Annotated in this window: 15 protein-coding genes; 8 read left to right on the forward strand and 7 right to left on the reverse strand. The window is 61.2% G+C overall.

What is annotated here, in order from left to right; all coding sequences use genetic code 11:
- On the forward strand, positions 1 to 1023 hold a 1023-nt coding region (locus tag DBR18_RS09575; RefSeq protein ID WP_177482362.1), incomplete at its 5' end, for a class I adenylate cyclase.
- 7 nt (positions 1024 to 1030) lie between these two features.
- On the opposite strand, the gene rnk is transcribed toward DBR18_RS09575, so the two are convergent.
- From rnk to cyaY, 3 genes are all read right to left on the reverse strand, one after another.
- Positions 1031 to 1441, reverse strand: a complete 411-nt coding sequence (rnk, locus tag DBR18_RS09580; protein ID WP_108590151.1) for a nucleoside diphosphate kinase regulator — start codon at positions 1439 to 1441, stop codon at positions 1031 to 1033.
- A gap of 223 nt (positions 1442 to 1664) precedes the next feature.
- Entirely contained in the window at positions 1665 to 1883 is a 219-nt protein-coding gene (locus DBR18_RS09585) for a DUF1289 domain-containing protein (RefSeq protein ID WP_108590152.1), read from the reverse strand.
- A 2-nt stretch (positions 1884 to 1885) separates the two neighbouring features.
- Positions 1886 to 2212 carry an iron donor protein CyaY gene (gene cyaY / locus DBR18_RS09590; protein WP_108590153.1) on the reverse strand — a complete coding sequence of 109 codons (327 nt, stop codon included), beginning with the start codon at positions 2210 to 2212 and terminating at the stop codon, positions 1886 to 1888.
- A 304-nt stretch (positions 2213 to 2516) separates the two neighbouring features.
- Here cyaY and DBR18_RS09600 point away from each other — a divergent pair, with 304 nt between their 5' ends.
- The 6 genes from DBR18_RS09600 to DBR18_RS09625 are packed head-to-tail and all read left to right on the forward strand — an operon-like array spanning position 2517 to position 7117.
- Positions 2517 to 2690 (forward strand): lipoprotein, encoded by a 174-nt coding sequence (locus DBR18_RS09600; RefSeq protein WP_007911098.1) that lies wholly within the window; start codon positions 2517 to 2519, stop codon positions 2688 to 2690.
- A 9-nt stretch (positions 2691 to 2699) separates the two neighbouring features.
- Complete coding sequence (gene lysA, locus DBR18_RS09605) at positions 2700 to 3947, forward strand: diaminopimelate decarboxylase (protein ID WP_108590154.1); 1248 nt, start codon at positions 2700 to 2702, stop codon at positions 3945 to 3947.
- A gap of 3 nt (positions 3948 to 3950) precedes the next feature.
- On the forward strand, positions 3951 to 4781 hold the full coding sequence (gene dapF / locus DBR18_RS09610; protein WP_108590155.1) for a diaminopimelate epimerase: 831 nt from the start codon (positions 3951 to 3953) through the stop codon (positions 4779 to 4781).
- Positions 4782 to 4794: 13 nt separating this feature from the next.
- Positions 4795 to 5520 carry a DUF484 family protein gene (locus DBR18_RS09615; RefSeq protein WP_097089519.1) on the forward strand — a complete coding sequence of 242 codons (726 nt, stop codon included), beginning with the start codon at positions 4795 to 4797 and terminating at the stop codon, positions 5518 to 5520.
- Positions 5521 to 5522: 2 nt separating this feature from the next.
- Positions 5523 to 6422, forward strand: coding sequence for a tyrosine recombinase XerC (xerC, locus tag DBR18_RS09620; protein ID WP_108590156.1), 900 nt, complete (start codon positions 5523 to 5525; stop codon positions 6420 to 6422).
- Complete coding sequence (locus DBR18_RS09625; RefSeq protein WP_108590157.1) at positions 6419 to 7117, forward strand: HAD family hydrolase; 699 nt, start codon at positions 6419 to 6421, stop codon at positions 7115 to 7117. The genes xerC and DBR18_RS09625 overlap by 4 nt, the downstream gene beginning before the upstream one ends.
- Before the next feature lie 142 nt (positions 7118 to 7259).
- Here DBR18_RS09625 and sutA read toward each other — a convergent pair whose 3' ends face one another.
- The 4 genes from sutA to glnK form a co-directional block, all read right to left on the reverse strand.
- Positions 7260 to 7586, reverse strand: a complete 327-nt coding sequence (gene sutA / locus DBR18_RS09630) for a transcriptional regulator SutA (RefSeq protein ID WP_016772583.1) — start codon at positions 7584 to 7586, stop codon at positions 7260 to 7262.
- 102 nt (positions 7587 to 7688) lie between these two features.
- The gene (locus DBR18_RS09635; RefSeq protein WP_003229414.1) at positions 7689 to 8114 is read right to left on the reverse strand and encodes a secondary thiamine-phosphate synthase enzyme YjbQ; all 426 of its coding nucleotides are present in this window, start codon (positions 8112 to 8114) and stop codon (positions 7689 to 7691) included.
- Positions 8115 to 8330: 216 nt separating this feature from the next.
- Positions 8331 to 9668, reverse strand: a complete 1338-nt coding sequence (locus tag DBR18_RS09640; RefSeq protein ID WP_108590158.1) for an ammonium transporter — start codon at positions 9666 to 9668, stop codon at positions 8331 to 8333.
- 37 nt (positions 9669 to 9705) lie between these two features.
- Positions 9706 to 10044 carry a P-II family nitrogen regulator gene (gene glnK, locus DBR18_RS09645; RefSeq protein WP_002555808.1) on the reverse strand — a complete coding sequence of 113 codons (339 nt, stop codon included), beginning with the start codon at positions 10042 to 10044 and terminating at the stop codon, positions 9706 to 9708.
- A gap of 413 nt (positions 10045 to 10457) precedes the next feature.
- Here glnK and DBR18_RS09650 point away from each other — a divergent pair, with 413 nt between their 5' ends.
- Positions 10458 to 10718, forward strand: coding sequence for an accessory factor UbiK family protein (locus DBR18_RS09650; protein ID WP_007920416.1), 261 nt, complete (start codon positions 10458 to 10460; stop codon positions 10716 to 10718).
- Positions 10719 to 11103 lie beyond the last annotated feature (385 nt).

The following is an 11103-nucleotide window of genomic DNA, read 5'->3' on the forward strand; positions in this document are numbered from 1 at the left end:
CTTGTATTGACCCTCGATCAGGTCACGCTCAACAGCTGGAACGAAGTGCTGGTCAACCGCTTCGACGGTCCCCACGCACTGCTCGACTGCCTGCGCGACTACCTCAACAATCTGCCCCGCGGCCCACAGCAGCCATCATTGAAAGTGCGCTGCTTCTGCCACAACCGTGCGCAGTTCATTGCCCGCCGTGTCGAGGAAATCGTCGACACGGCGCAGAACCTGCTGCTCAGCGAATTGAACCATCGGTATCTGATTCAGGTGCAACAGCACTATCACGTGCTTGAACTGGTGCCGGGTCAGGTCAATCACGTCGCCCTCGCGACATTGCCGGCGCTGCTGGATTATCTGGGCGAAGAACAGCCGCGCTACAGCCCGCTGCACCTGGACCCGATGGCGCTGGAGGAGCACGACCTCGCGCTGATTCTGCCGATGGGCCAGCCGGAAGCGATTCAGGTGTTCTACCGGATCAGCGAACAACAGGCCGAGCTGTACGTGCTGGATGAGTTCAACGCGCTGTGGCAACAGCATCTGCCGTACCACGACGAGCAGAGCCTGCTGGTGCCGCTGCAGCGCTTCCTGCAATCGATCCAGTACCGGCGTGAAGCGTTGCTGCCGATGGACGCCAGTCCGGCGGTCGGCCTTGAAACTTTGTATTACCAGTTATTGCCTTCGGGGCCGGGGCGCGCGCGTCGGGTCGAAGCGCGGCCGGCGCCGCAGACTCCGGTCAACAAACCGTTCTACGACGTACAGGCGATCATCGGCAAGGCTGCGCCCGCCGAGGTGCAGGTCACGCTGTATTGCAATCAACGGGAATTCAGCGAGCTGGAACATGGCGACCAGTTGTTCCGCGTGGTCGCCCGGGAGATCGTCGAGCAGCGCCGCGAGCCCGAACGTTATCGCTGCTACATCACCGACCTGGACCTCTCGGGCCTGCTCGGTGATGGTCAGAGTTCAAGCAATTTGTATCTGCGCTACAAGGCCGACCTGGAGCGCGCCCTGAACGAGGCGCTCGAACAGGTCTGAGGCGGGATTACTCAGGAAAGACGCCACCGTTATCCGGTTGCGATTCGACTTCCAGCAAGGTCAGTTTCAGGGTCTTGCCGCCGGGAGCCGGCCAGTCGATGTGCTGGCCGACTTTCAGGCCCAGCAGGGCGCTGCCGACCGGCGCCAGGATCGAAATCTTGCCTTCATCGGCGTTGGCATCCTTGGGATAAACCAGCGTCAGGTGATAGTCCTTGCCACTGCCTTCTTCGCGGCAGTGCACGCGGGAATTCATGGTCACGACATCGGCGGGCACTTCATCGTGGCCGACCACGGTGTCGGCGCGATCCAGTTCGGTTTGCAGCGCGATCACGCCCGGCAGCGTGTCATCCAGGCTGTCGATCAGGCGCTCCAGACGTTGTACGTCCAGACGGGTAAGAGTGATGGAAGGTGCGGTCATGATCCGGGCAGACTCCTTTCTTCTGCACACAAAAAAAGCAAAACCCCGCCAAAAAAGACGGGGTTTTCACCAGGCCTCGATGGGTTGAGGCGTGTTCGGACACTATCACAGCTCAAAAAATATACAAGCCACCCGCCCCGGCCAGCCCCGTAGGAGCTGCCGCAGGCTGCGATCTTTTGATCTTGAATTTTTAAAAGCAAAAGATCGCAGCCTTCGGCAGCTCCTACATTGAGGAATTGCGGCGGTCTGCGGCTTGGGCGCAGATGACCCGCCGGCGCTCATCATCCGCCGAGCGCCACTCGCGAATATCCTCGACATGCCGCGCACAGCCGAGGCAGACCTTCTGCTCGTCCAGCCGGCACACGCCGGTGCACGGCGACGGCACCGCGGGGCTGACGTTGCTGTAGAGCGGCTTGGGTGGACGCGGGGCAGCCTCGGTCACGATCAGATCTCTTCGAAATCCAGCTCGAGGCCGGCCTGTTCCTGGACGCAACGAGCCAGCACTTCGCCGAGCAACTCTTCGGACTTCTCGCAGCTCCACTTGCACGACTCTTCGTCGTAGTCGAAATGGAAACCACCGGAACGCGCCGCCAGCCACAGCTGACGCAGCGGCTCCTGGCGGCTGATGATCAGCTGGCTGCCGTTATCGAACTTGATGGTCATCATGCCGGCCGTGATCTCGATATCGTCGGCATGATCCTCCAGCAACTCTTCCAACGCCTGCTGGGTGGCATCGACCAGATCGTGGAAACGCGCTTCGGACAAACTCATTGTGGCAACCTCAAAAAATGTCTGATCAGGCTCAAGCGCCGCAAGATACGGACGCTGCTGGCCGATTGCAAAGATTAACGACCAAGCACCTGCCCCGTCCCTTGTGGGAGCGGGCTTGCCCGCGAAGGGGCCGGCACGTCCAGCATTTTTCTTGACTGGACCGACGTCTTCGCGGGCAAGCCCGCTCCCACAGGGGTTTGTATGTATTCACAGAGCCCCGCCGGACGGGAACCCCCTCGCATAGGCAAGCTGCCGGGTGGCCGGTATACTCCGGCGCAATTAACGCATTTTCAAGGATTTCGCCATGAAGCGCCTGATCTCTTCCCTTGCTGCGCTCGTCGCGGTTGCCTGCCTCGTTTCGGCCTGTGGTCAAAAAGGCCCGCTGTACCTGCCGGATGACGATCAGGACCCGGCCGAGCAAGCCCAGTCTTCGCAGAAGCAGCCGTCCAAAGCACACAAGCACGACGTTTACCAATAAGGGATCGCCATGGACGCTTTTAACTACCGTGGCGGGGAGCTGTTCGCGGAAGGTGTGGCGCTGTCCGCCATCGCCGACCGCTTCGGCACGCCCACCTATGTTTATTCGCGCGCGCACATCGAAGCCCAGTATCTGGCCTACGCCGATGCCCTGGCGGGCATGCCGCACCTGGTCTGCTACGCCGTCAAGGCCAACTCCAACCTCGGCGTGCTGAATGTCCTGGCCCGTCTCGGCGCCGGTTTCGATATTGTTTCCCGTGGCGAACTGGAACGCGTACTGGCCGCTGGTGGCAGTGCCGACAAGATCGTGTTCTCCGGCGTCGGCAAGACCCGTGACGACATGCGTCGCGCGCTGGAAGTCGGCGTGCACTGCTTCAACGTCGAATCCACCGACGAGCTGGAGCGCCTGCAAGTGGTGGCTGCCGAGCTGGGCGTTCGCGCGCCGATCTCGTTGCGCGTCAACCCGGACGTCGATGCCGGCACCCACCCGTACATTTCCACCGGTCTCAAAGAGAACAAGTTCGGCATCGCCATTGCCGATGCCGAAGACGTGTATGTGCGTGCCGCGCACCTGCCGAACCTGGAAGTGATCGGTGTCGACTGCCACATCGGCTCGCAACTGACCAGCCTGCCACCGTTCCTCGACGCCCTCGACCGTCTGCTGGATCTGGTCGATCGACTCGGCGATTGCGGCATTCACCTGCGCCACATCGATCTCGGTGGCGGCCTGGGCGTGCGCTATCGCGATGAAGAGCCGCCACTGGCCGGCGACTACATCAAGGCCGTGCGTGAGCGTCTGAACGGGCGAGATCTGGCGCTGGTGTTCGAACCGGGCCGCTTTATCGTCGCCAACGCCGGCGTGCTGCTGACCCAGGTCGAGTACCTCAAGCACACCGAACACAAGGATTTCGCCATCGTCGACGCGGCGATGAACGACCTGATCCGCCCGGCGCTGTACCAGGCCTGGATGGACGTCACCGCGGTCAAGCCGCGTGACAGCGCCGCACGCCAGTACGACGTGGTCGGCCCGATCTGCGAAACCGGCGATTTCCTCGCCAAGGATCGTGAGCTCGCGCTGGAAGAAGGCGACCTGCTGGCCGTGCATTCGGCCGGTGCCTACGGCTTCGTGATGAGCTCCAACTACAACACCCGTGGTCGCGCCGCTGAAGTGCTGGTAGACGGTGATCAGGTTTTTGAAGTGCGCCGCCGCGAAACCGTGGCCGAGCTGTTTGCCGGCGAAAGCCTGCTGCCGGAGTAACCCATGCTGCTGCGTTTTACCAAAATGCACGGCCTGGGCAATGACTTCATGGTTCTCGACCTGGTCAGCCAGCACGCGCATATTCAGCCCAAGCACGCCAAGCAATGGGGCGACCGGCACACCGGTATCGGTTTCGACCAGTTGCTGATCGTCGAAGCGCCGAGCAATCCGGACGTGGATTTCCGTTACCGGATCTTCAATTCCGATGGCTCGGAAGTGGAACAGTGCGGCAACGGTGCGCGCTGCTTCGCCCGCTTCGTTCTGGACAAGCGCCTGACCGCCAAACGGCAGATTCGCGTCGAGACCAAGGGCGGCATCATCGAACTGGACGTGCGTAACGACGGCCAGATCGGTGTGAACATGGGCGCGCCGCGTCTGGTGCCTGCGGATATTCCGTTCGAAGCGCCAGCGCAGGCTGCCAGCTATCAGCTGGAAGTCGACGGCACCACGGTCGAACTGGCCGCCGTGTCGATGGGCAACCCCCACGCGGTGCTGCGCGTGCAGGACATCAACAGTGCACCGGTGCATGAACTGGGGCCGAAAATCGAACACCATCCGCGCTTCCCGGCGCGGGTCAATGTCGGTTTCATCCAGGTCATCGACCGCAACCGCGCGCAGTTGCGCGTCTGGGAACGTGGCGCAGGGGAAACCCAGGCCTGCGGCACCGGCGCCTGCGCTGCGGCTGTCGCGGCAATCAGTCAGGGGTGGATGGATTCGCCGCTGTTGATCGACCTGCCCGGCGGGCGTCTGTCCATTGAATGGGCGGGCCCTGGCCAACCGGTGCTGATGACCGGTCCGGCAGTGCGTGTATACGAAGGACAAGTGCGTCTTTGAGTGAGCAGAAACCATGACCGATAAGCCTCAGGTACCCGCCCGACAGTCCGACGAATCAGCGTCCGAGAGCCTGGAGGCGGCAGCGGTTGCCGCATACCTGGAGGCTCATCCGGATTTCTTCGTCGAGCACGAAGAACTGCTGCCGGCCATGCGCATTCCCCACCAGCGCGGTGACACCGTATCGCTGGTCGAACGACAGATGAGCATCCTGCGCGACCGCAACATCGAGATGCGTCATCGCCTCTCGCAGTTGATGGACGTCGCCCGCGACAACGACCGGCTGTTCGACAAGACCCGTCGCCTGATCCTGTCCCTGATGGACGCGGCCAGTCTGGAAGACGTGGTGATTAGCGTCGAAGACAGCCTGCGCCAGGATTTCCAGGTGCCTTTTGTCAGCCTGATCCTGCTCGGCGACAACCCGGCCCCGGTTGGTCGCTGGGTGACCCACGCCGACGCGCAAACCGCGATCGGTGGCCTGCTCACCGAAGGCAAAAGTGTCAGCGGTACCCTGCGTGAACATGAGCTGGACTTCCTGTTCGGCGAAGAACAGCGCAAGCAGATCGGCTCCACAGCGGTGGTCGCGGTCAGCCATCAAGGCATCCACGGCATTCTGGCGATCGCCAGCCGCGATCCACAGCACTACAAGAGTTCGGTCGGTACGCTGTTCCTCAGCTACATCGCCGAAGTCATGGGCCGCGTGCTGCCACGGGTCAACAGCTCCCTGCGCTCGGTACGCTGAGCATGGAACGACAACTGGACGCTTACTGCGAACACCTGCGCAGTGAGCGACAGGTGTCGCCGCACACGCTGTCGGCCTACCGCCGCGACCTCGATAAAGTCCTCGGCTGGTGCCTCAAGCAGAACATCGGCAGTTGGGCGACGCTGGATATTCAGCGCCTGCGCAGCCTGATCGCCCGCCTGCATGCGCAGGGCCAATCCTCGCGCAGCCTCGCACGCCTGCTCTCGGCCGTGCGCGGGCTCTATCACTACCTCAATCGCGAAGGCCTGTGCGACCACGACCCGGCGACCGGCCTGGCGCCGCCGAAAGGCGAACGGCGCCTGCCGAAAACCCTCGACACTGACCGTGCGTTACAACTGCTGGAAGGTGCGGTCGAGGACGACTTTCTCGCTCGTCGTGATCAGGCGATTCTCGAACTGTTCTATTCCTCGGGCCTGCGCCTGTCCGAGCTGACCGGGCTCAACCTCGATCAGCTGGATCTGGCCGACGGCATGGTTCAGGTGCTCGGCAAGGGCAGCAAGACCCGCCTGCTGCCGGTCGGCAAAAAGGCTCGCGAAGCACTGGAACAATGGCTGCCGTTGCGGGCCATGACCAACCCGGCCGACGACGCCGTGTTCGTCAGCCAGCAAGGCCGGCGCCTCGGCCCTCGCGCAATTCAGTTACGCGTGAAACTGGCCGGCGAGCGTGAGCTGGGGCAGAACCTGCACCCGCACATGCTGCGGCATTCCTTCGCCAGCCATTTGCTTGAATCCTCGCAGGACCTGCGCGCGGTGCAGGAACTGCTCGGCCACTCGGACATCAAGACCACGCAGATCTACACCCACCTGGACTTCCAGCACCTGGCGGCGGTCTACGACAGCGCCCACCCACGGGCCAAACGCAGCAAAGGCGACGATTCATGAACATCCAGTTGATCACCTTCGACCTCGACGACACCCTCTGGGACACCGCCCCGGTGATCGTCAGCGCTGAAGCGGTGTTGCGCGAATGGCTGAGCGAACACGCACCGAACCTGGGCGCGGTGCCGGTCGAGCATTTGTGGGCGATTCGTGAACGGGTGCTGGCCAATGAGCCGGGCCTCAAACATCGCATCAGTGCGTTGCGCAGACGCGTGCTGTTTCATGCACTTGAAGACGCCGGCTATGCCCACGGCGAAGCAGCGGATCTTGCCGACAAAAGCTTTGAAGTGTTCCTGCATGCGCGGCACCAGATCACGGTGTTCCCCGAGGTCGAACCAACCCTGGAAATCCTCGCCAACCACTACGCTCTCGGCGTGGTCACCAACGGCAATGCCGACGTGCGTCGGTTGGGGCTGGCGGATTACTTCAAGTTTGCCCTGTGCGCTGAGGATATCGGTATTGCCAAGCCGGATGCGCGGCTGTTCCACGAAGCGTTGCAGCGCGGCGGTGTGAGTGCTGAAGCGGCCGTGCACATTGGTGATCATCCCGGCGATGACATTGCCGGCGCACAACAAGCGGGCATGCGTGCGATCTGGTTCAACCCGACGGGCAAGGACTGGGAAGCCGAGCGCCTGCCGGATGCGGAGATCCGCAGCCTGACCGATTTGCCGGCTGTGCTGGCGCGCTGGAACCGCTGAAAAGATCGCAGCCTGCGGCAGCTCCTACCTTGGAAAGCATTTCCCTGTAGGAGCTGCCGCAGGCTGCGATCCTTTGCTTTTTCATCACCCATGAAAAAGCCCGCAGCGACGGCGGGCTTTTTCAGCAAGCAGGTAGCACGCCTCAGATAGGGCGGCTGCCGTACTTGTTGTCCGGCTTCTTGGGCGGATCGGCGACCACATTGGCCTCCACTTCCTGCACCTTGCCGCCGCGCGCAAGGAATTCTTCCATGGCCTTGGCCAGGGCGTCGCGCTCCTTGTTCTTGGCTTCGATGCTCGGCAACTCGTCAACCGACACCGCAGCCTTGGCTTTGCCTTTGGCAGCCGGGGCCGGTGTATCGTCACCGCCATCGTCTTCAGCAACGTCTTCCGCTGCTGCTTCCAGACCTTCCTCGGCCTCGTCTTCGTCGCCTACTTCGAGGTCGTCGTTTTCCAGATCATCGTCGCTCATGTTCTACCTCATGACTTGCGAAAAGCAGATTAGTTATAGACCAGCTTTGGCGACTGTCGAAAGTCGCCGGGAAAAAATCGGTAACCGCTGGTGACCAACGGTTTACGCCCCTTCACCGTGCAAGGTGGCGAGGACTTTACGGGCACCGCCATGATCACGGTGCTCGCCCAGATAAACGCCTTGCCAGGTTCCCAGTGCCAGACGACCTGCCGAAACCGGCAGACTGATCTGGCAGCCAAGCACGCTGGCCTTGAAGTGCGCCGGGAGGTCGTCCAGGCCTTCGTCGTTATGCTCATAGCCGTCTGTTCCTTGTGGGATCAGACGATTGAAAAATCGTTCGAAGTCGCGACGGACCGCCGGATCGGCGTTCTCGTTGATGGTCAACGACGCCGAGGTATGCTGCAGCCACAAATGCAACAGACCGACCCGGCACGCCTTGAGTTCAGGCAGGCCGGCGAGTAACTCGTCCGTTACCAGATGAAAGCCCCGGGGCCGTGCCCGCAGGGTTATCAGAGTCTGTTGCCACATACAGTTCTCCGCACGTTCGGGGCGCATTCTAGCGCGCTCTGGGAAAAAACAAAGGCCCTAATATTCCTGCAATGATGTAAGCGATTGGCCGCAGAAAAACGCTTGTCGTAAACACGACCAAAGCCGTACGAAAAAACCTTTCAGCCACTACTTGAATGACAAATTCCAGACAAAAAAATGCCCGGCAAGCCGGGCAAGTTTTTTTGATGCGCGTACTTACAGGTTGTAGCCGCGTTCGTTGTGTTGTGCCAGGTCCAGGCCAACCGATTCTTCTTCCTCGGTCACACGCAGACCCATCACGGCATCCAGAACCTTGAGGATGATGAACGTGACGATTGCGGTGTAGATCACCGTGAAGCCGACGCCTTTGCACTGAATCCATACTTGAGCGGCGATGTCGGTGACGGTGCCGAAGCCACCCAGCGACGGTGCAGCGAATACACCGGTGAGGATCGCACCGAGGATACCGCCGATACCGTGCACGCCGAAGGCATCCAGGGAGTCGTCATAGCCGAGTTTGCGTTTCAGGGTGGTGGCGCAGAAGAAGCACACCACGCCCGCCGCCAGACCGATCACCAGTGCGCCCATCGGGCCCACGGTACCGGCAGCCGGAGTGATCGCCACCAGACCGGCAACCACACCCGAAGCAATACCCAGTGCGCTCGGCTTGCCGTGGGTAATCCACTCGGCAAACATCCAGCCCAGAGCCGCTGCAGCAGTAGCAATCTGAGTGACCAGCATCGCCATGCCGGCAGTGCCATTGGCGGCGGCGGCGGAACCTGCGTTGAAGCCGAACCAGCCGACCCACAGCATCGCCGCGCCCATCAGGGTGTAACCGAGGTTATGCGGGGCCATCGGGGTGGTCGGGAAGCCTTTGCGCTTGCCCAGTACCAGGCACGCTACCAGACCGGCGATACCGGCGTTGATATGCACCACGGTGCCGCCCGCGAAGTCGAGTACGCCCCAGTCCCACAACAGGCCGCCGTTACCGGACCAGACCATGTGCGCGATCGGTGCATAGACGAGGGTGAACCACACGCCCATGAAGATCAGCATCGCCGAGAATTTCATCCGCTCGGCAAACGCACCGACGATCAGTGCCGGGGTGATGATCGCGAAGGTCATCTGGAAGGTGACAAACACCGCCTCAGGAAACAGCGCCGCCGGGCCGGTCAGGCTCGCCGGAGTCACACCGGCCAGAAATGCCTTGCCCATGCCGCCGACGAAGGAATTGAAGTTGACGACGCCCTGCTCCATACCGGTAGTGTCGAACGCAATGCTGTAGCCATAAATGACCCACAGGATGCTGATCAGCCCCGTAATGGCGAAGCACTGCATCATCACCGAAAGAATGTTTTTCGACCGCACCATGCCGCCGTAGAACAGCGCCAGGCCTGGAATGGTCATGAACAGCACGAGGGCTGTGGAGGTCAGCATCCAGGCGGTATCGCCGGAATTGAGGACTGGAGTCGCCACCGGATCTGCCGCCATGGCCAGGCCGGGCATTACGATGGACAACAGGGCGCCTAGCCCTGCGAATTTACGCAGAGTCATATTGTTTTCTCCTGGGGCGTTGGGTTTGTGGCGGCGTTTAGATCGCGTCGGTATCGGTTTCGCCGGTACGGATGCGAATCGCCTGTTCCAGATTGACCACGAAGATCTTGCCGTCACCGATCTTGCCGGTGTTGGCAGCCTTGGTTATCGCCTCGATAACCCGATCCAGATCCTTGTCGTCGATGGCAACGTCGATTTTCACCTTGGGCAGAAAATCGACCACATACTCCGCGCCGCGATACAGCTCGGTGTGACCCTTCTGCCGGCCGAAGCCTTTGACTTCAGTAACGGTAATGCCCTGCACGCCGATTTCGGACAGCGACTCGCGCACGTCGTCCAACTTGAACGGCTTGATGATGGCAGTGACTAGCTTCATGAAACTCTCTCCCGAATTGGTGGACTTGCCCCAGGAAAACAAACCCGACTCAAGTCTAAGCGCAGTGCCTGGCTTTGTAACGCATCGTCGGCCCTACCTGCCCGACTGACGCCAGCTAACCGCTGCCGACGAAACTCCCCGTCCCGCCTGCCGCACTGCATTCGTCACAGCGACTGCATCAGTGCATGGGTCACTACCGACTAAGCAGAAAGCTTGCCATCTCGCCAAATTCCTCTGATTTCAATCCCTTGGCCGCTGCCGCAGGCGCCCGCGCAGAAAAGCCCCGACGGTTACGCACAACAACGGTGCGCTGCCGTCCGTCCGCTTGCGCGAAAAGCGTGCATCCGTGCCTGCGTCAATGACTATAGACACTGCGTGATACACTGCCCGCCACTGTTTACAGGACACATTCCATGCTCGCGCCCAAAGACTTCCTCGACGCCCTGAGCGGCACCGCCTCCCGCCTGTTCAGCGGCGACACCCCGTTGCCCAAAGCCGAAATCGAAAGCCAGTTCAAGATGCTGCTGCAAAGCGCCTTCAGCAAACTGGATCTGGTGAGCCGCGAAGAATTCGATAGCCAGATGGTCGTCCTGGCCCGCACCCGCGCCCGCCTCGAAAGCCTCGAAGCCAAAGTCGCCGAGATGGAAGCGAAGCTGACGCCGCCCGCTGAATAATCCGCGCCCCCTGTAGGAGCTGCCGCAGGCTGCGATCTTTTGATCTCCAGCCCTTCAACCATCCCGGCAACGTCCTACAACCTGCACCACCGCCGTCCGATTGCGCCGAAAAGCCCAGGTTTCTAAGCTCACCCGATGCTGAATGTTCAGCACCGGGTTTGGCGACCCGAACAGCTTAAGGCGCACGACAACCCTGATGGCGGCTACATTTACCGCCACATCGCTTCATGGCGGTTGTGCGTGGGAGACCTTCGGGTCTGCCGGGTTCCTTTTGCTCCGGTTCGCCAACCCGCGTACAACTGCCACCCAATCGTTTGGCGACGATTGAGTGCAGCCCTTTAAGCAAGAGGAACTGCTCAATGAATCAAGAAGAGACTTATCTGAC

Source organism: Pseudomonas sp. HMWF021 (assembly GCF_003061005.1).
In the GTDB taxonomy this organism is placed as follows: domain Bacteria; phylum Pseudomonadota; class Gammaproteobacteria; order Pseudomonadales; family Pseudomonadaceae; genus Aquipseudomonas.